Annotated in this window: 16 protein-coding genes; 10 read left to right on the forward strand and 6 right to left on the reverse strand. The window is 66.0% G+C overall.

From position 1 onward, the window contains the following. Nucleotides 1-66 precede the first annotated feature (66 nt). Entirely contained in the window at nucleotides 67-399 is a 333-nt protein-coding gene (locus tag VM621_RS14315) for a hypothetical protein (RefSeq protein ID WP_325469633.1), read from the forward strand. A gap of 5 nt (nucleotides 400-404) precedes the next feature. Here the strand turns inward: VM621_RS14315 and VM621_RS14320 are convergent, their stop codons facing one another. Further along, nucleotides 405-1,106: a hypothetical protein gene (locus VM621_RS14320; protein ID WP_325469634.1), complete on the reverse strand. Its 702-nt coding sequence runs from the start codon at nucleotides 1,104-1,106 to the stop codon at nucleotides 405-407. Between the two features lie 195 nt (nucleotides 1,107-1,301). Between VM621_RS14320 and VM621_RS14325 the strand changes: the two genes are divergently transcribed. The 9 genes from VM621_RS14325 to VM621_RS14365 all read left to right on the forward strand — a co-directional run bounded on the left by VM621_RS14325 (nucleotide 1,302) and on the right by VM621_RS14365 (nucleotide 10,207). Continuing rightward, nucleotides 1,302-2,042, forward strand: coding sequence for a hypothetical protein (locus VM621_RS14325; RefSeq protein WP_325469635.1), 741 nt, complete (start codon nucleotides 1,302-1,304; stop codon nucleotides 2,040-2,042). Beyond that, nucleotides 2,039-2,785 (forward strand): dTMP kinase, encoded by a 747-nt coding sequence (locus VM621_RS14330; RefSeq protein ID WP_325469636.1) that lies wholly within the window; start codon nucleotides 2,039-2,041, stop codon nucleotides 2,783-2,785. Before VM621_RS14325 ends, VM621_RS14330 begins: the two co-directional genes overlap by 4 nt. A gap of 54 nt (nucleotides 2,786-2,839) precedes the next feature. After that, nucleotides 2,840-3,616: an aspartyl/asparaginyl beta-hydroxylase domain-containing protein gene (locus tag VM621_RS14335; RefSeq protein WP_325469637.1), complete on the forward strand. Its 777-nt coding sequence runs from the start codon at nucleotides 2,840-2,842 to the stop codon at nucleotides 3,614-3,616. Nucleotides 3,617-3,862: 246 nt separating this feature from the next. Beyond that, nucleotides 3,863-5,629, forward strand: coding sequence for a fatty acyl-AMP ligase (locus VM621_RS14340; protein WP_325469638.1), 1,767 nt, complete (start codon nucleotides 3,863-3,865; stop codon nucleotides 5,627-5,629). After that, nucleotides 5,626-6,591: an NAD-dependent epimerase/dehydratase family protein gene (locus tag VM621_RS14345; RefSeq protein WP_325469639.1), complete on the forward strand. Its 966-nt coding sequence runs from the start codon at nucleotides 5,626-5,628 to the stop codon at nucleotides 6,589-6,591. Before VM621_RS14340 ends, VM621_RS14345 begins: the two co-directional genes overlap by 4 nt. A gap of 13 nt (nucleotides 6,592-6,604) precedes the next feature. After that, nucleotides 6,605-6,856 (forward strand): acyl carrier protein, encoded by a 252-nt coding sequence (locus tag VM621_RS14350; protein WP_325469640.1) that lies wholly within the window; start codon nucleotides 6,605-6,607, stop codon nucleotides 6,854-6,856. Beyond that, entirely contained in the window at nucleotides 6,853-8,037 is a 1,185-nt protein-coding gene (spt, locus tag VM621_RS14355) for a serine palmitoyltransferase (RefSeq protein ID WP_325469641.1), read from the forward strand. Before VM621_RS14350 ends, spt begins: the two co-directional genes overlap by 4 nt. Next, nucleotides 8,034-9,371: a lipopolysaccharide biosynthesis protein gene (locus VM621_RS14360; protein WP_325469642.1), complete on the forward strand. Its 1,338-nt coding sequence runs from the start codon at nucleotides 8,034-8,036 to the stop codon at nucleotides 9,369-9,371. Before spt ends, VM621_RS14360 begins: the two co-directional genes overlap by 4 nt. Then, the gene (locus tag VM621_RS14365; protein ID WP_325469643.1) at nucleotides 9,368-10,207 is read left to right on the forward strand and encodes a hypothetical protein; all 840 of its coding nucleotides are present in this window, start codon (nucleotides 9,368-9,370) and stop codon (nucleotides 10,205-10,207) included. The genes VM621_RS14360 and VM621_RS14365 overlap by 4 nt, the downstream gene beginning before the upstream one ends. Here the strand turns inward: VM621_RS14365 and VM621_RS14370 are convergent, their stop codons facing one another. The 5 genes from VM621_RS14370 to VM621_RS14390 are packed head-to-tail and all read right to left on the reverse strand — an operon-like array spanning nucleotide 10,208 to nucleotide 20,105. Next, entirely contained in the window at nucleotides 10,208-11,578 is a 1,371-nt protein-coding gene (locus VM621_RS14370; RefSeq protein WP_325469644.1) for an efflux transporter outer membrane subunit, read from the reverse strand. It abuts the gene before it with no gap. Next, complete coding sequence (locus tag VM621_RS14375; protein WP_325469645.1) at nucleotides 11,575-14,688, reverse strand: efflux RND transporter permease subunit; 3,114 nt, start codon at nucleotides 14,686-14,688, stop codon at nucleotides 11,575-11,577. The genes VM621_RS14370 and VM621_RS14375 overlap by 4 nt, the downstream gene beginning before the upstream one ends. Nucleotides 14,689-14,698: 10 nt before the next feature. Next, nucleotides 14,699-17,812 (reverse strand): efflux RND transporter permease subunit, encoded by a 3,114-nt coding sequence (locus tag VM621_RS14380; protein WP_325469646.1) that lies wholly within the window; start codon nucleotides 17,810-17,812, stop codon nucleotides 14,699-14,701. Then, the gene (locus tag VM621_RS14385; RefSeq protein WP_325469647.1) at nucleotides 17,809-18,966 is read right to left on the reverse strand and encodes an efflux RND transporter periplasmic adaptor subunit; all 1,158 of its coding nucleotides are present in this window, start codon (nucleotides 18,964-18,966) and stop codon (nucleotides 17,809-17,811) included. The genes VM621_RS14380 and VM621_RS14385 overlap by 4 nt, the downstream gene beginning before the upstream one ends. Further along, a complete protein-coding gene (locus VM621_RS14390; protein WP_325469648.1) occupies nucleotides 18,966-20,105 on the reverse strand; it encodes a hypothetical protein in 1,140 nt (379 codons plus the stop codon). Before VM621_RS14390 ends, VM621_RS14385 begins: the two co-directional genes overlap by 1 nt. Between the last annotated feature and the right edge of the window lie 164 nt (nucleotides 20,106-20,269).

The raw sequence follows: 20,269 nt of genomic DNA on the forward strand, positions 1-20,269 counted from the left end.
ATTAACAATTGGATAACTTATCTGTTGCAGCGCAACATGGCACGGTCAACCTCACCCCAGACCGCCATGAATACTCTCGCGTTTATCCGCTCGCCGCTTCGTCTGCTTCCGCTGGCCCTGCTGGTCACCGCCATGGGCGCCTGGGCTGCCCAGGACGCCACCCGTGCCACGGTCGAAACCGCGTCCTCCCGCGCCATCGCCACGATCGCCCCCTATGGCGCGGTCGCGCCGGCGCCGACGGCCGCACCGGCTTCGATTCTTCCCTACGGGGCCATGAGCCACGGTGCGGTGAACACCTCGGCGTCCGTTCTGCCCTATGGCGCGATCACCCACGACGTGACGACCGAAGCGGTGGCGATCCTGCCGTACGGCGCCGTCAGCCCGCGCCTCGCTCCGTAAATCGCTTATGTCGCGGTATAACCGCGCTCGGCCATGATCTTCGCCACCGCCGCTTCGGCGTCCTTGAAAACCTGCGCGAGCGGCTGGTTGGCGTCGATATCGACGATAGGCGCGCCGTTGTAGGTCAGCGTCGGCGTGACCGCGATCTTGCGGGCCAGCGCGTCACGGTTGTGATCGGGCTTACGGGCGAAGGCCGTGTCGACATCGACATTGAGCCGCAAGACCAGGTCGGGTCGGTGGCTCGCCATCCACTCGAAGATGGCGCGTTCGCGCCGCGCCAGAGCGAGCACGAGGCCGGATCCCCCTCGCGTATCCGGAAAACCGGGGCCGTCATAGGCACCCGGTACCGCAACCTGGGGATACCGGTCGGTCACGACGATCAGACCCTGCTTGCGCATGGCGAGCATCCGCTTGAAGCGACGCTTCCGCCGGATCGTGAAAGCACTGATGACCAGGGCCGGTAACAGACTCGGCTGCTTGTCCTCCTTCTGCCGACGATTCACATCGTCGACCTTGCGATGGATCGCGCGCTCCAGCATCGGCCCTATGAGCGGCCACTGTCCCATGGCACGACCGACGTTTCCGGACTGCTTGCCGAGGTGGGCCCTGCCCGCCGGCCCGTAGCGTCCGATCCACTGGAGGATGTGGTCGCCGACCGTGGATTTGCCGGAGCCATCGCTGCCGATGATGGCAATGAGTGGCGCCATCGGCCTCGCTTCTGCCCGCATGCTCATGTCCGAATTAACAAATGTGTCATTGAAATCATACCAGCGCGTCGCCAAGTCCAGAAAATTCGTAAGCTGAAACGCCGGATACGTGAAGGCTTTGTGAAATTTGATGGACCCAATATGAACAATGTAATAAAATTGTTCTCATTCAGCACCAACCGGGGGATATCTGGCGTGCGCAGCTTTTCCCAACCCTGGGACTCCTCTCACTCGTTGTCGGTTGTCGCCCTCACAGGTTGCGACGGGTCCGGCAAGTCGACGCTCCAAGCGGATCTGGTCGCTCGACTACGCGAGCACGGGCCGGCCGAAGCGCTCTATCTGGGTCAGTCGTCGGGCCGCATCGGCGAGTGGATCGCCGGCTTGCCGTTGATCGGACGGGCGATGAATCGCTACCTGGTCGGCAAGTCCGACAAGGTCCACGACCAGCCGTCCACGCCGCCGGGAAATGTCACTGCGCTGGCGATCTATCTGCTGTCGCGTTGGCGCGCCCACAAGTTCCGTCGCATGCTGGCCATGGCCCGCCGCGGCGTGCTCGTGGTGACCGACCGTTACCCGCAGGCCGAGAAGGCCGGCTTCAATTTCGACGGCCCGCAACTGGCGAAGACCGACGGCGGCAACTGGTGGGTTCGTCGCCTCCGGGCCAGCGAACGTCGGCTCTATGTGTGGATGGCCGCCAGCGTTCCCATGCTGGTGATCCGGCTCAACGTGGATGCCGAAACGGCACACGCCCGCAAGCCCGATCATAAGCTCTCGTCGCTGCGCGAGAAGATCGCCGGCTGGCCGCACCTGACCTTCAACGGCGCGCGGATCGTCGATCTCGACGCGCGGGATGAAGCCGGCACGGTGCTGCGTTCGTCGTTGCACGCGATTTACGCCGCGCTGCGGACCTCACCCGTACAGGCGTCACCGGCGTGATGGACGGCACGGTGTCGTCCAAGGGTTCGAGCCTCCCGGTCGCGGGGCTCATCGCTGTCGTCGGTTGCGACGGCACCGGCAAGTCCACGCTCACCCACGACCTGGTGAAACGGCTGAACGACGGGGGCCCCGCCGTCCGTCGTTACCTTGGCCTGGTTTCGGGCGAGACCGGCGACAAGATCAAGCGACTGCCGCTGATCGGTCCCCGTCTCGAGCGGCGCCTGGCGGCGAAGGCCGCGCACGCCCAGGACATGAAGAACAAGCTCCCCAATGCCTGGGGCGCCTTAGTGATGTACGGTTTGTCGGTGTGGCGCGCGGCGCACCTGCAGCGAGTGGTTCGCCTCGCAGAGCGCGGCGTACTGGTCATCACCGATCGCTATCCGCAGGCCGAGATCGCCGGGTTCCGTTACGACGGTCCGGGGCTGGGCATGGCGCGCAGCCAGAAGTGGCTGGTAAGCAAACTCGCCGCACGCGAGCAACGGTTGTATGAGCGCATGGCGACGATCCGCCCGGCGCTGGTGATCAAGCTCGATATCGACCTTGCCACGGCGCAGGGTCGCAAACCCGACCATGGCACGGCCGAACTCACCGACAAGATCGCAGTGATGAGGCAGCTCCGGTTCAACGGCGCCCCCATTTTCGATCTGGACACCCGGGCGCCCTACGCCGATGTGTTCGAGAAGGCGCTGCGCGCCGTTACCGCCGCCGCGACACACCCGTCGTTCGCCCAGAACGCCGCTTGACCCCTCCCTCGCGACAAGCTCCGCCGCAACCGCAACCGCAAAGATTCGACAGACGTGAACACTTCTCTTCCGACTGCGTCGCAAGCACCGCTTTGGCGCCGCCTGCTCATCCGGGGCGGCAAACACTTCCTGCGCTGGAGCGGTCGCTTCCAGGCCAGGCACTCATTGGTGCCTTCGACGCCGGTGATCGACAACAAGGAATTCGCCTGGATTCCCGCTCTTGAAGCCGCGTGGCCCGATATCCGCGAGGAGCTCGATCACTTGCTCGAGCACCCGGAGGATATCCCGGCATTTCACCAGTTGTCGCCGGATCAGAAGCGCATCTCCAAGGGCGACAACTGGAAGACGTTCGGCTTCTACATCTACGGCAAACGCGTGGACGAAAACTGCGCCGTTTGCCCACGCACCGCCGCGGCCCTGGATGGCTTGCCGGGCATGCGCACCGCGATGTTCTCGATCCTGAAGCCGCAGTACCGCATCGCCGCCCACAAGGGTCCGACACGTGCGGTCATCCGCGCTCACCTCGGCGTCAAGGTGCCCCAGGACGTGCAGAACGTCTGGATTCGGGTCGACGACCAGATCCTGCACTGGCAGGAAGGCAAGGTGGTCCTGTTCGACGACACCTACGAGCACGAGGTCCACAACGATACCGACGAGCTCCGTGCCGTGCTCTTCATCGACATCGACCGCCCCATGGACCGGATCGGCACGTTATTCAATCGCGCGATCTTCGCGCTGATCCAGGCCAGCCCCTATGTCAGGCAGCCGCTGAAGAACCTGGCCAGGTGGAACAAGGAGCATCGACGCGAGGCTTCCGGGAAAGGCTCGTGAAAGCCCTGGGTAAGGCTTGCAAAAGTTTCACGTAAGCCTTGCGAAAGGCTCCGGTAAGCCCCACGAAAGGCTCGGTGTACCAAATCTGTCGCGTTACTGAAGCAATCTTCGTATTCTTTAACGAAAGATTGAGGAAAATCTTAACAAAACGGCCAATTATGGTACTATCAGGTACAGTAACCTCCTGGAAACAAAGTGGGATGTCCCCACGTTGTTGCGGAGCACGGTTGAGAACGCGATAAGACCATGAGTGCAGACGGAAACGTTGCGATGCAGGTGGGCCTTGCCACGCCCACGATGAACACGGTGCCGTTGCGCCGCGGGGATTTTGCGAGCCTTGCCGACGTGCTGGACTACGCAGCAAGTGGCGTCACGGGCGCCAATTTTTATGCGGGCGGAAGACTCACGCTCGCACTACCCTACAGAACGCTTCGCAAGGAAGCGCTCGAGCTGGCGCAGAAACTTGCGACCCTCGGGCTCGCCCGCGGTTCGCGTCTGGCGATCGTGGCGGAAACCAACGCCGACTTCCTGCGTTTCTTCTTCGCCTGCCAGTACGTCGGCCTCGTTCCGGTCGCTCTGCCGTCCACAGTGAATCTCGGTGGCCATGACGCATACGTGAAGAAGCTCAATGGCATGCTGCTGGCGGCCGGCGCGTCCGTGGCCGTCGCCTCCGAAGCTTTCCTCGGGTTCCTGGCCGAAGCCGTCGCGGGCCTGGACATCGCGATGTGGGGCGCTCCCGCCGCCTTTGCCGAGCTCCCCGTCCGGAATGTCGAACTGCAGCCGCTCGGTCCGACCGAAGTGGCCTATCTGCAGTTCACCTCGGGCAGCACCGGTACGCCGAAGGCCGCGATGATCACCGAGCAGGCCCTGATGGCCAACTTGCAGGGCTCGATCAATCACGGCCTGGCCTTGCGCGACGACGACCGTTTCGTGTCATGGCTGCCGTTCTATCACGACATGGGCCTGGTCGGCTGCCTGCTCACCGTCATGGCTGGCCAACGCTCGATCGACTACCTGGACACGCGCGAGTTCGCGATGCGTCCGCGTCGCTGGCTGGACCTGATGAGCTCGTCTAAGGCCACGATCGCCTATAGCCCGCCTTTCGGTTACGAGATGTGCGCACGGCGCGTCAAGCCGTCGGATATCGCCTCGTACGAGCTGTCGAACTGGCGCATCGCCGGTATCGGCGCCGAGCCGATCCTGCCCGAAGTACCCGAGCATTTCGCCGAACTGCTGGCGCCGGCGGGATTCGACGCGCGTGCATTCGTGCCGTCCTATGGCATGGCCGAAGCGTCGCTCGCCATCAGCTTCTCGCCGCTGCGGGCCGGCATCGTCGTCGAATGGATCGACCCATCCGACCTGGCGGAAAATCTTCTCGCCACCCCGGTCGCCGCAGGCATGGGCACCGGCTTCGTCCGCTGCGGTGGTCCGCTTCCGGGCCATGAACTGGAGATCTGGGACGCGAACGGTACGCAGCTGGCCGACCTCCACGTGGGACGCATCATGGTCCGCGGTCCGAGCGTCATGTCGGGGTACTTCCAGCAGCCGGAAAAGACCGCCGAGGTGCTGGCCGCCGACGGTTGGCTCGACACCGGCGACATCGGTTACGTCGTCCATGGCGAAGTCGTGGTCACCGGCCGCCATAAGGACATGATCATCGTCAACGGCCGTAACATCTGGCCGCAGGATATCGAGCGCATCGTCGAGCGCCAGCCGGAACTGCGTTCGCAGGATGCATCCGCCTTCGGCGTACCGGGACCGGGTGGCGCGGAAGTCGCCGCGGTCGTCGTCCAGTGCAATACCGACGATGTCGACGTGCGTGAGTCACTGGTCCAGCGCATTCGTGGCGATGTGCTCGAAGAGCTGGGTATCGCCTGCCTCATCGAGCTGGTGCCGCGTCACACGCTGCCGCGCACCTCGTCGGGCAAGCTGTCGCGCTCGGCGACGCGTAGCGGCTACCTCGAGCGCCAGGCACAGCGGGAGCAGGCGTCTCCGGCCGTTGCCGCGCGATGAACGGCGTCGCTGCCGCAAGGCAGCCCGTCGTCGCACTGACGGGTGCCACGGGCTTCATCGGCACCGCGTTGCGGGAACGACTGCTCGCTGCGGGATATCGCGTACGCGCCTTGTACCGGCCGCGTCCCGGACGTGTTCTTGAAGACACCGGGAACCTCGCATGGATCGCCGGCGATCTGGCCGATCGTGCCGCCCTGGCCACCCTGGTGAAGGGTGCCGATGCGTTCGTGCATTGCGCGGGCAGCGTGCGTGGCGCCCGCCGTGCCGACTTCGACCGGATCAACGAGCAAGGCGTCATCGACACCGTCCGGGCTGCTGATGCAGCGCCCGATTGTCGTCGCTATCTGCTGATCTCGTCGCTGGCCGCGCGAGAGCCGCAGCTGTCCGACTACGCCGGCAGCAAGTGGCGCGGCGAACGCGCGCTGGAAAACAACGCGGGTCAGCTGGCCTGGGCTGCCCTGCGACCTCCGGCCGTTTACGGTCCGGGCGACCGCGAGATGCTTCCGCTGTTTCAGGGTATGCGGCGCGGACTGGCGCCGATCCCCGGCGACGGCCGTGGGCGGTTCTCGCTCATCCATGTGACCGACCTGGCAAGCGCCGTGCTCGCCTGGCTGGCATCCGAGGGGGATTCCGGAAAGACGTACGAACTGGATGACGGCCACGAAAACGGCTACGACTGGGACACCGTGCTCGCCATCGCGTCCCGCGTGCTGCGCGGCAATGCACCGATTCGTCGGCTGGCGATTCCCACATCGCTGTTGCGGATCGTCGGTGGCGTGAATCTCGCCGCGGCACGCGTCTTCGGCTACGCGCCCATGCTGACCCTCGGCAAGGTGCGCGAGGTGACGCACGCCGACTGGGTGAGCGATAGCCGCGCCTTTGAACTCGCTACCGGATGGCGCCCCGCCTTTGGCTTCGAGCGCGGTCTGGCCGACACGCTCGGCAAACCCTCTGCGCACTGAACGGAGTGCCCCGATGAACCACCACGATGTTGTTGCACAACTTGTCGAACTCGTTACCCCGATCGCCGAGGGGCGTGTGGCGGTGATCGACGAAAGCACCGGGCTCACCAGTGAGCTGGGGCTGGACTCGCTCAGGGTCATGGACCTCGTCGTCGCCGTCGAAGATCGCTTCGATATCTCCGTGCCGATCAATGCGCTGGCCGAAGTCCGCACCATGGGCGACTTCGCCTCGTTGATCCAGAAATCCACGGGTGATGCCGCATGAAAGAGAACATCAGGCTGAAGGCGGTTCGCGCTGTCCGGCAGGAACTGGCGGCGGTCGGCATCGACCCCTTCGGCGTGCAGATCGACCGGATCCTGTCGCCGACCGAAGGTCTGATCGATGGCCGCAAGACCATTCTCGCGGGGACCAACAACTACTTGGGCATGACCTTCGATCCGGATAGCGTCGCCTCCGCGCGCGACGCCCTGGAGAGCTCGGGCACCGGCACCACCGGCTCGCGCATGGCCAATGGCAGCTATGCCTCGCATCGCGAACTCGAACGGGACCTTGCCCGCTTCTACGGCAAGCGCGACGCCATCGTGTTCTCCACCGGTTACCAGGCGAACCTGGGCATGATCTCCGCACTTGCCGGCCCGGGCGATACCGTGATGATCGACGCCGACAGCCATGCCAGCATCTACGACGGTTGCACGCTGGCTGGTGCGAACACCATCCGCTTCCGCCACAACGATGCCGACGACCTTGCCAAGCGCATGCGTCGCCTCGGTGACGGTGCCGCCGATGCGCTGATCGTCGTCGAGGGCGTCTACAGTATGCTGGGCGACCGCGCGCCGCTGCGCGAGTTCGTCCGCGTGAAACAGGAATTCGACGCGACGCTGCTGGTCGACGAAGCCCACTCCATGGGCGTGCTCGGCAAGAAGGGCCAGGGCCTGGCGGAAGAGGACGGTGTGCTTGCGGATGTCGACTACGTCGTCGGCACCTTCAGCAAGAGCCTGGGTAATACCGGCGGGTTCTGCGTCGGCGACTCGGCGGACATGGACGTGCTCCGTTACGCCAGCCGTCCCTACGTTTTCACCGCTTCGCTCGCGCCGGCGACGATCGCCGCAACGCGGACGGCGCTGCGCAAGCTGGAAGCCGCCACTGCGCTCAGGCAGCAACTGCAAGCCAATGCGGAACGATTGCACGCCGGTCTTTCCGCGCTGGGCTTCCGTCTGGGCGCACCGGCCAACGCCGTCGTCGCCGTGCTCGTCGGCGAAAAGCTGGAAGCCTTGCGGTTCTGGGACCACCTGCTCAAGAACGGCGTGTACGTGAACCTCATGGTGCCGCCGGCCACGCCAGGCAACGAATCGCTGCTCCGCTGCAGTGTCAGCGCCGCCCACACGCCGGAGCAGATCGACGCCATCTGCGCCGCGTTCGGGAGCTGGGCCGGCGCAAGGGCATGAAGCACTGGTTCTCCGATGGCGCGTTCCGCGCCATCGTGCGCAACGCGTCCATCCTCGGATCGAGCAACCTCGTCAGCGCCCTGCTGAGCTTGCTGGCACTGGGCTGCGCGGGGCGTGGCATGACGCCTGCGCTGTTCGGCACCCTGGTGGTCGTGCAGGCTTACGCGAAGAGCGTGAGCGACTTCGCGAAGTTCCAGACCTGGCAGTTCGTCGTCCAGTTCGGCACCCCTGCCCTCACCCACAAGGACATCGACCGTTTCCGTGACGTCACCGGATTCTCGTTTGGCCTGGACCTGGCGAGCGGCGCCGTCGCAGCCGTCGGCGGCATGATCCTATTGCCGCTGCTGAGTCACTCGGTGGGCATCTCGGTAGAGGATTTCTGGTGGGCACTCGCCTACTGCACACTGATTCCGACCATGACCGCGGCGACACCCACGGGCATCCTCCGTTCGATCGACCGCTTCGACCTGATCGCCGTGCAGCAGGCCGTCACGCCGTTCCTGCGCGCCGTCGGCAGCGTCATCGCGTACTTCGCCCACCTGGGATTTCCCGGCTTCCTGGCGACATGGTACGTCTCGAGCCTGGTCGGCGATGCCGCGCTGTGGCTGTTCGCCGTGCGCGAACTGCGCCGGCAGAACATCGAACACGCGCTACGCCCCGGCCTGTTCGGCCCTGCGCGTCGGATCAAGGGCGCCTGGGACTTCGTCTGGACCACCAACTTCGCTCATTCGATCTGGTCCGCGCGTAACGCCGGCAGCAACGTGCTGGTCGGCATCATGCTCGGGCCGACCGCGGCCGGCCTGTTCAAGGTCGCCCTGACCTTCTTCGACGCAGCCGGCACGCCGGCCTCGCTCATGCAGAAGAGCTTTTATCCCGAAATCATGCGCCTCGATCCAGCCAGCACGCGACCGTGGAAGCTGGGCCTGCGCTCGGCTGCCCTCGCCGGCGGCCTGGGCGCGCTCGTCGCCCTGCTGGTCATCGTCGTCGGCAAGCCGCTCATCGGCGGCATCTTCGGGCAGCAATATCTGGAGGCCTACGGCCTCCTTCAGGTGATGTCGGCGGCGCTGGTGGTATCCATGGCGGCCTTCCCGCTGGAATCGCTGCTCTACATCGCCGGTCGCCAGCGAGCGGCCCTGGTGGCGCAGTTCCTCGCCGCGCTGCTTTACGCGGGGCTGCTCATCGGCTTGACGCATTTCATCGGCATCATGGGCGCGGCGATCGCCTACTTCGGCGGCCAGTGCCTGGAGGCCTTCTTCTCGCTGATTCCGACCGTATCGGCCTATCGCAAGCGACACACGCTTTCGTTCTACAAGCCCGAGGAAGCGCAGCAATGACCCTCCGACGTGGGCCCCAGTGGCAGACATTCCCAGCCGAGACCTTGCGGCGATTGTTCGACGCGGTAGACGTGGACGATATCGTCGACGCTCATGTCGCCCTGCCCGACCCCATCGTGCTGGGATGCCCGGACGAGTCGATCCGGCAGTGTTACGCCCTGTGCCTGCAGTTCTGGAAAGACGGCTTCACGCGCGAGGACGCAGGGCGGCTGGTCGAGAAACTCCTTCGCCACGAAGGCCTCAGCGCCGACGAGCGCCTCGAGTTCAAGCACATCCGCGCGCGCTACAAGCACCTGCGCTTCGCGCAACGCCTGTACAGCCGGGATCACGCGTCGAACCCTCTCTTCGACCTCACCACGCGCGTGATGGGCAAGCTGCAGGACGCGTTCCGCAGTGGCCGGCGCGGTGGCATCGTCCGCTACGGTCTCCTGCTGAAACTCCTGCTGTCCAGGCCGATCTGGTCGCTGGTCCGGCGCGCGATGGAAAGCACGCGCATCGACGACGAGGCGGGACTGATCGCCTTCCAGAAAGCGGAAATGCGCAGCCTGAAGAAGGCCATGGCGCGCACCCACTTCGCCGGCCGCCAGTTCCACACGGTGCGCAAGATCGTCAGCATGCAGGTGTCGTTCTACGACACGTTGCGAACGCTCGAGCCCAACGATCACGCCTTCAGGATGTCGCGCTTCCTCGCCGCCATCAACGGCCTGATGGGCTCGCGCCACGACGAGATGGTCGCCGAGGCCTTGTCGGGCCGTCGCCATTACGACACGCCGGCGCCGCTGGCGACCGAAACCCGGTCGCGCCTGGACACCCTCGTCGCCCGGTATCCGCTTTAGTCAGCGCGGTGACCGCGGGTCGCGGACGGACTCGGGTTGCCAGCCGCCGCCCAAGGCCATGATGAGGTTCACGCTGGCGTCCAGGCGACGCAGGCGCAGTTGCATGTCGCCGCGGACGCCGTCGAGCGCCGCATTGGCGGCTTCAACGACAGCGGGATAGTCGGCGGCGCCTTCCTTGTACTGGTTGCGCGTGACGCGATCGGCCTCCGTTGCCGCCTTGGCCGCTTTGGCCTGGAGTTCGGCGTTGGCCGCCAGTGTATGGGTGACCACGAGGCCGTCTTCCACTTCACGGAAGGCGTCGAGTACGGTCTGCCGGTAATTCGCGACCGCCTCGTTATAGGCTTCGTCGGCGTTGGCGAGCTGCCCGGTCAGCCGGCCGCCGGTGAACAGTGGCGCGCGGATATCGGCCGTTCCCGTCGGGCCCCTCAGCACGCCGATGCCGGCAGCCAGGTTGATCGAGGGCAAGGTCTCGGCCTTGGCGACGCCGATGCGGGCGCTCGCCGCGGCCATCCGGCGCTCGCTGGCGGCGACGTCCGGACGGCGCTCCAGCAGGCTGGCCGGCACCCCCGTGGGCACCTCGGGCACGTTGGCGATGAACGGCGCCGGCGCGATGGAAAAATCCGCCGGCGCCTTGCCGAGCATGACGGCGATCGCGTGTTCGAGCTGCGCGCGCGCGGCCTTCGTATCCGCCAGCTGGAGCTGCGCCGCGCTGGCCTTCATCGTCGCATCGGCCACGTTTGCGCTGGATGCCTGGCCCTGCGCGTACTGATTGCCCACCATCCGCTGCCACTGCCCGGTCGCGTCCGCGGAGCGCTCCAGGAGATCGATCACGGCGTCGTCCTGACGCAGGGCGAAATAGCTCTGCACCAGTTGCGCCTGAATCGACAGCGTGGCGGCGGCGAGGTCGTCCTTGCTTGCCTCCGCGATCGCGCGGTGGGATTCGACGTCGCGGCGGATCCGACCCCAGAGGTCGAGCTCCCAACTGACCCCGATACCGATATCGTTCTCGTTCCTGCGCCCGGACTTCAACGAGCCGGCGGTGACCGACGGTATCGAGGCGCCACTCGCTACCTGGATGAGTGCCTGGGCCTGGCCGACACGGGCCGCGGCGGCGGCCAGCGACTGGTTGCTCACCGCCACCTGCGCGACCAGCGCGTCCAGCGTCGGATCGCCATAGATTTCCCACCACGTTCCGGCGATCGCCGTTTCGGTGTGCGGGGCAGCGTGCGCGCCGGCTTCCTTGTAAGCCGCGGGCACAGGCGCGGACGAACGCACGTAGTTTGGCCCGACCTCGGAACACGCCACGATGAGCACCACGGCGCTGGCGACAAGCATGGCCCGGAGGCCTTGCGCGTGCATGCGCGGGCTCACGGCAGCGGCTCCTCGCGCGCGCTTGACCATCCCGCATCGCGCCGGGCCCCGAAACTCTGCATCCATCTGCTTGCCCACCTGCTGAATCTGTCGAGATAAAGGTACACAACCGGGGTCGTGTAAAGCGTCAACAACTGGCTGACCACCAGCCCACCACCCATCGCGATGCCCAGTGGCGCGTGCATTTCGGCACCATCGCCGCGCGACACGGCCAGCGGCACCGCCGCCACCATGACCGCCAGCGAGGTCATCAGGATCGGGCGGAAACGCAGGCGGCATGCCTTCTGGATCGCCTCGGCCGGCGTGAGCCCCTCGCCGCGCTGCGCGGCAAGGGCGAAGTCCACCATCATGATCGCGTTCTTCATGACGATACCGATGAGGGCGAAGATGCCGATGAAGGCGATCACATCGAAGTCGGTCCGGAAGACGATCAGCGCGAACACGGCGCCGACCGCTGCCGATGGCAACGTCGACAGGATCGTCAGCGGATGGAAACAGCTTTCGTAAAGAATGCCCAGCACGATGTACAGCGTCAGGAAGGCGCCGAGGATCAGCGCCGGCTCGCTCGAGGCCACCTGCCGGAACGCACCCGCCGAACCGGCGAATGTGCTGCGCACGGACGTCGGCATGGCCATCTTGTCCACCGCGCGCTGGATCGCCTGTGTCGCCTGCGACAGCGACACGCCCTCGGCCCTGTCGAACGAGATCGTCGCCGCCGGGGACTGGCCGAAGTGGGCCATCCCCAGCGGCGTATTGAACTGGCGCACGTGGCCCAGTCCCAGCAGAGGTACGCCGCCGCCGTCACCCGGCACCTGGATCGCATGGAAGGCTTCCGGCGATTGCGCATGCTCGGGAGCGACGCCCATCAACACGGGCACCTGGTCGGACGGGGTGAAGATGGTCGCCACGCGCCGCCCGGCGAAGGCATTGCGCAGTACGCCATCGATACGGGCATAACTGATGCCGTACTGCGCCGCGGTGTCGCGATCCACGTCCAGCGACGTCGCCAGTGCCGTGCCGCCATTGTCGCTGTGCACGTTGCCGATCTGCGGAATCGTGGTCATGGCCTGGGCTATCCGCGGGGCCCACGTGCGCAGGAGTTCCGGTGAGTCGGCCTGGATCGTGTATTCGTTGGAGGCGCGGCTGCGGCGTCCGCCGACGCGAATGTTCTGCACCGAGGTCACCGTGAACGTGCCGCCCGAGAGCTTCGCCAGCTTCACGTTCAGCCGTGCCGCCACCTCGTCCGCACTGGCATCGCGTGTGGACAACGGTTTCAGTGTGGCGAACAGCGAGCCCGTGTTGCGCTCCACATAACCGGCCGCGCTTTGGACGGCAGGATCGGCACGCACCATCTCGAGGAAGCGGCCCAATTTGTCGCTGGCCACGGCGAACGAAGCACTGCCATCGGTGTCGAAGTCGCCGGTCAGCTCGCCGGTGTCCTGGCGGGGGAAGAAGCCCTTGGGCACCACGATGTAAAGCACCACGCTGAGACACAACACCGCAAGCAGGGAGAGCATGGTCAGCGGAGCGCGGCGCAGTGCCCAGACGAGGCTCTCGTCGTAGGCCTTCTGCAGCCTGGCGAAGCCACGTTCGCTCCACGCGAAGATACGGCCCCGGGCGCGGCGCGCGCCTTCCGGCTTCAGCCACGACGCGCACAGCATGGGCACGACCGTCAGCGACACGATCAGCGAGATCGCGATCACTACCGCGAGCGTGACGGCGAATTCGCGCACGAACAAGCCGACGTAACCGCCCATCAACAGCAAGGGTATGAAGACGGCGACCAGCACCGCACTCATGGATACGACGGTCAGGCCGACCTCGCCCGCGCCGAGGCGCGCGGCATCGTGCGGCGACATACCCTCTTCGATGTGCCGCGCGATGTTCTCCACCACGACCACGGCATCGTCCACCGTGAAGCCCACGGCGATCGTCAGCGCCATCAGCGAAAGGATGTCGAGGCTGTAGCCGAGCAGGTACATCACCGCCATGGCGCCCAGCAGCGAGATGGGTGCCACGGCGCTGGCGATCAGGGCCGCGCGGACATCGCGCAGGAACAGCAGCATCACCACGACAACCAGCACCACGGCCAGCGCCAGCGTGTGCTCGGCACCGCTGAGCGAGCCGCGCACCGAGGTCGCGCGATCGACGATGACGCTCACCTTCATGTCGCCCGGCAGCGACGCCTGCAACGCCGGAAGGCGGCGGTCGACACCGTCGATCACGTCGATGATGTTGGCGCCCGCCTTGTGACGGACCAGCGCCAGCACCGCCGGCTCGCCATTGGCGAGTGCCGCGTTGGCGGGATCCCGCACGGTATCGACCACCCTGGCGATATCGCCGAGCGGTACGGCGGCGCCGTCGCGGCCGGCCACCACCAGCGAGCGGAACGCTTCGGCCGTCGCGAGCTGCCCGTTCGTGGTGACCTGCAAATAGCGTTCGCCTATGTCCAGCGCGCCGCCGGCCTGGTTCGAAACGGCTGCGGCCACCGCGTGGCGCAGCTGTTCGAAGCCCACGCCGCGCTGGTTCATCGCCGTGGGATCCAGGTCGATGCGTACGGCCGGCACGGAACTGCCGACGAGTTCCACCGCGCCAACGCCGTCCACCTGCGCCAGCATCTGGCTGAAGGTGGTCGAGGCGACGGCGTACATCCGTGCCGGACTGGCGTCCCGCGAGGTCAGGCCGAGCACCAGCACGGGCGCGTCGGCGGAACTGACCGCACGGTACGTCGGGCTGGCCGGCATGTCGGCAGGCAGGTCGCCGCGCGCGGCATTGATCGCCGCCTGCACGTCTCGCGTGGCGCCGACCACGTTGCGCGAGAAATCGAAGGTCATGCGGATGTCCGTACCGCCGACCGTGCTGACGGACGTCATCTCGGTGACACCGGCGATACGCCCCAGCGCACGCTCGAGCGGGGTCGCCACCGCCGAGACCATCGTCGCCGGACTCGCGCCCGGCAGCTCGGCCGAGACCTTGATCGTCGGCACGTTTACCTCGGGCAGCGACGCGATCGGCAGCAGCCGCCACGCGAGCAGCCCGGCGATCACCAGTCCGATGCACAGCAGCGAGGTCGCCACCGGCCGGTCGATGAAGAGCCTGGAGACGTTCATGCCCGGCGACTCACGCGCGCTGCCCTCGACGCTGCAGCACGCGCTCGAAGGCGAGGTAGATCACCGGTGTGGTGAACAGCGTCAGCAGCTGGCTGACCAGCAGGCCCCAGAAAATGCCCACGCCAAGCGGGTGGCGAAGCTCCGAGCCCATGCCGCCGCCCAGCATCAGGGGCAGTGCGCCGAGCATCGCGGCGAGCGTGGTCATGATGATGGGACGGAAACGCAACATGCACGCCCGCACGATGGCATCGCGTGGCGCCAGGCCCTGCTGACGTTGCGCATCGATCGCGAAGTCGATCAGCATGATCGCGTTCTTCTGCACGATACCGATCAACAGGATCACGCCGATGAGCGAGATCACGTCGAGTTCGAACCCACCGATCATCAGGGCCAGCAGCGCACCGATGCCCGCCGACGGGAGCGTCGACAGGATCGTCAGCGGATGGATATAGCTCTCGTACAACACGCCGAGCACGATGTAGACGGTAATCAGCGTAGCCAGGATCAACCAGGGTTGGCCATCGCGCGATGCCTGGAAGGCCTGCGATGAACCCTGCCAGCGAAGCTGCATGCCGTTGGGCCGCTTCAGATCGCGCCATGCCGCATCCACGGCCGCGATCGCGCCATCGAGCGAGACGCCGGAGGCAACATTGAACGACACCGTCGCCGCGGGCAGCTGGTCGATCCGGGTGACCACCAGCGGTCCCGTGCGTTCGCTCACCCTGGCGATCGACGACAGCGGAATCAGCCTGGACGAGGGATCGCTCGCGTCACCGCCGGTATCGCCGGCGCCCGCCTGCGGGGCGAGATAGATGCCGCCCATGGCACCGGCGGTGCCGTCGGCGTTCGGTGCGGTCTGCAGGATCACGCGACGCTGGCTGGCCAGGGTGAGCAGCGTGCCCACCTGACGCTGGCCGAAAGCGTTGTACAGCGCATCGCCCACGGCGGCCGAGGTGATCCCATAGCGGCTCGCCAGGTCGTGGTCGACCTCGACATACGCTTCCAGGCCGTTGTTCTGCTGGTCGCTGGTCACACCGGAAAGCTTCCGGATACCTTGCAGCGGACCGATGATCCGCGGCATCCACTGTGCCAGCAGCGCCGGGTCCGCATTCTCGACCGAGAACCGGTACTGACCCGGACTCACGCGATCGTCGATCGTGAGATCGGGCACCGGCTGCAGGTACAGCGCGATGCCATCGACCTTGTTGGCGGCCTCGGCGAGCCGCTCGACGACCTTGCCGACGCGATCGCGGTGGCTCAAGGGCTTGAGATGAATCAGCAGGCGACCGCTGTTGAGCGACAGCGCGCCGTCACCGACGCCGATGAAGGACGCCACGTTCTCGACGGCGGGATCTTTACGGATCTCCGCGGCCAGTGCCTGCTGGCGTTTGGCCATGGCCTCGAACGATACGGTCGGCGAGGCGACGGAAATACCCTGTATATCGCCGGAATCCTGCACAGGAAAGAGGCCGCGAGGGATCACGGCGTATAGAACGACGGCCAGTGCGGCCATGGCGGCCACCGTGATCAACGTCGCCGTCTGGCGCGCCAGGACCCAGTCGAGGCCGCGTGCGTACTTCGCCAACACCGTGTCGTGCCATTGCCTGCCCTTGCGCACGAGACGGCTCTGCCGGGATACCTCGGGCGTGCGCCGAAGCATGCGGGCGCACATCATCGGTGTCAGCGTCAGCGATACCACGCAGGAAATCAGGATCGCCACCGCGAGGGTGATCGCGAATTCGCGGAACAGGCGTCCGACCAGGCCGCCCATGAACAGCAGCGGGATCAGCACCGCCAGCAGTGACAGGGTCAGCGAGACGACGGTGAAGGCGATCTGCCGCGAGCCCTTCAGCGCGGCCGAGAACGGATCTTCGCCCGCTTCGACATAACGGGCGATGTTCTCGATCATCACGATCGCGTCGTCGACCATGAAACCGGTCGCCACGATCAGTGCCATCAGCGTGAGGTTGTTGACCGAGAAGCCGGCCAGGTACATGACCGCGAACGTGCCGATCAGCGAGAGCGGTACCACCACGCCGGGAATCACCGTGGCCGTGCCACTGCCCAGGAACAGGAAGATCACCAACACCACGAGGACGACCGCGAAGACCAGTTCGAGCTGGGTGTCGTGCACGGCGGCGCGCACGGTCTCGGTACGGTCGGTCAGGGTCGCGACGTCGACCGCGGCCGGCAGCGCGGTCTTCAGCTGCGGCAGCAGGTCGCGGATACGATCGACCACCTCCACCACGTTGGCGCCGGGCTGGCGGCGGATCTGCAGGACGATCGCCGGCTCCGCGCCCGACCACGCGGCAAGGCGTGAATTCTCGGCACCGTCGGCGACCTTCGCCACGTCGCCCAGGCGCACGACGGCACCGTCGCGATGCGCGACGGTCAGGCGCTGGAAGTCGCTCGCGGTATCGATGGGTTTGCCGATCGCGATGTTGGACGAGCGTACGGGTCCCTCCAGGCTGCCCTTGGCCTGGTTGGCGTTCGCATCGCGTAACGCGGTGCGCAGGTCGTCAAGCGTCATGCCCTGCGCGTGGAGCCTGGCCGGATCGGCCTGCACCACGATCGCCGGCTGCTGGCCGCCCTCGAGACTGACCAGGCCGACGCCCGTCACCTGCGAGAGCTTCGGCACGAGACGGGTATCGGCCAGCTCGCGCAAGACCCGCAGCGACAGCGTCGGCGAGGTCAGCGCGAGCGTCATCACCGGCGCATCCGCCGGGTTCACCTTGCGGTAGATCGGCGGCTGCGAAATGTCGGTCGGCAACAGCGGCGCGGCGGCGTTGATCGCGGCCTGCACTTCCTGTTCGGCCACGTCCAGCGGCAGTTCGAGGTTGAAGCGTAACGTGACCGTCGATGCGCCGGCCGAACTCGTCGACGACATCTGGCTCAGGCCGGGCATCTGTCCGAGCTGACGCTCCAGCGGCGCGGTGACGGTCGAGGCCATCACCTGCGGTCCCGCACCCGGATACGCCGTGACGACTTCGATCGTCGGGAAGTCGACTTCCGGCAGCGCCGAAAGCGGCAGGAACCGGTAAGCGAACAGGCCGACCAGCAGGATGGCGATGGCCAGCAGTGAGGTCGCGACCGGCTTCAGGATGAACAGGCGGGACGGATTCACGGCTTATGACATTGCGGAGCCGTTGCGGCGGACGTCGGCGCAGGCTCGGCACTCTTCGTGGCGTTGACCATCGTGCCGGCGCGGAGCCGGTCCGCACCCTCAACCACTACCGTCGCCCCCGGCGACACGCCCGATGCGATGACGGCCGTGCTCGTGTCGCCCGGACCGAGCTTGACCGGCACGACGGCGGCGGTCTTGTCGTCCTTGATCACATACACGAACGGGCCCTGCGCACCCTGCTGAATCGCCGCGGCAGGGACGAGAATCGCCTGCGGCAGCACGTCGACGGGCAGCTTCGCGGTGACGAACTGGTTAGGCAGCAGTGCGTTATCGGCGTTGGCGAACTCGGCCTCGAACTTCACCGTTCCGGTCGCGGGATCCACCTGGTTGTTGGCGGCCTTAAGACGGCCGGTGGCGAGCACATCGTCAGGACCGTCGCCCAGCGCGTCGACCGGAATGCAGGCGCCGCCATTGAGGCGCTTGAGCACGTGCGGCACCACGTTCACCGGTACCGAGAAGACCACCTTGCTGGGCTGGGACTGGGTGACCACCACGATACCGCGGGCATCGGAGGGGCCGACCAGGTTGCCCGGATCGACGCGGCGCAGGCCGACCATACCGTCGATCGGCGAGGTGATGCGGGCGTTGGAAACCTGCAGGTTGGCCGTGCCGATACGGCCCTGCTCGGACTTCACTTCAGCGGTGTATTGCGCGACCAGCGATTTCTGGTCGGCCAGACGCTGGGCCGAGATGGAATCCTGCGTGGCCAGTACCTCGAAGTGCTTGAGGGTCTCCTGGGCGTTGGCCAGCTTGGCCTGGCTGGCTGCCAGATCGCCGGTGGCGAGCTGGAGTTGCGCCTGGGATGCGCGCGGGTCGATTTCGGCGAGCACGTCGCCCTGCTTGACCATCTGGCCGCCGCTGAAAGCGATGCGCTTGAGCACCCCATCCACCTGGCTGCGGACCAGCACGCTATTGGAAGGCGTGACCGTACCCGGCTGCGAGCGGTAGACGACGAAACCACCCTCACGGGCCGTGGCGACCACTACCGGCACGCTCTGGTCGGCATCCGGCGCGCTCTTCTTCGAACAGGCCACACCGGCCATCGCGACGACGCCAATGATCACCGGCCCTAACCGGGAGAATGAGCTGGCCATCAGAGTGCCTTCTCGTAGACGCGGTAACGCTTGTAATCGCGACCGCCGATCGCTTCGATGATGTTCCGCATACCGTCGTTGTCCTCGAGAATCCACGACAATTCGACCTCTTTCACGCCGCGGGCAATGAGATGGTGACGCACGGCGTCGATGACCAGGAAGGCCAGTCCGGGGCCGAGCGGGGTGTTGTGGAAGCTCTTGCGCACGCCCATCAGCGGCACGCGAGACGACGTCGGGAACTTCACCTTCAGCCCCCATAGCAGCTTCGCCCAGTTGAGCGGCAGCAGCGAGCCGCCGAAGTCCTTGATCACTTCGTTGACATTCGGCAGTGCGACGATGAAGGCCGCCGGCACGCCATCCACCTCGGCGATCTGGATCAGCTCCGAAGCGATCAGCACCTTGAGCGTATGGCCGAGATCCTTGAACTCCGCCTCGGTGAAGGGCACGAAACCCCAGTTGTCCGACCAGGCGTCATTGAAGATGTCGCGCAGTACGGCAAGCTCCTCGTCGAAGCGCTTGCGGTCCAGCGGACGCACCCGGATGCTCTGCTTGGACTTGCCCAGCAGACGCTTCATGACTTTCGGTGCCGGGAAATCGGGCTCCACCACGTAGGCCAGCATGTCCTTGGCCTTGTGGTAACCGGCCTGCTCGATACGCCCGCCGTAATAGGGCCTGGTGTGGCCCATCATGAAATACGGCGAGGTGTCGAAGCCGTCCACCAGCAAGCCGACCTCGTCGTTGATCGAGAGGCTCAGCGGGCCGCGCACGCGTTTCATGCCCTCGCTACGCAGCCAGGCTTCCGCCGCACCGATCAGAGCGTCGAAAGTCTCCTGATTGTCCTCGGCATCGAGCATGCCGAAGAAACCCGCGTCGTCCGCGTGGATCTCCAGATGGAGCGAGTCGATCTGGGCGCTGATACGGCCGACCGGCGTGTCGCCGCGGTAGGCGAGCCAGCCCTTCCAGCGGGCGTGTTCGAACCAGGGATTGGTCTTGGCGCCAAGGTGCAGGCGCCGTTCGAGCGTCAGCGGCGGGATCCAGGCAGGGTCGGAGCCCAGGAAAGAGCCAGGCAGCTTGATGAAGCGGTCCAGGTCCGCCTTGCCATCAAGGGGGACGACACGCAGCGAATCCGTAGTGCTCAAAATGGAACTTCCCGTGATCAGGCGAAAATAATGTCCGCGCCGGGCGATGCGAATCCTTTGCCGCAGCGATAACAGCGCGTTCCACCACGTGGGGTCGGAACCGGCCCTGATCCAGTACAAGCGTCGAGAAACGCTCCGGCACTATCGCGGCCCGCGAATCCTTA

It is taken from the genome of Luteibacter sp., assembly GCF_035539195.1.
In the GTDB taxonomy this organism is placed as follows: Bacteria; Pseudomonadota; Gammaproteobacteria; order Xanthomonadales; family Rhodanobacteraceae; genus Luteibacter.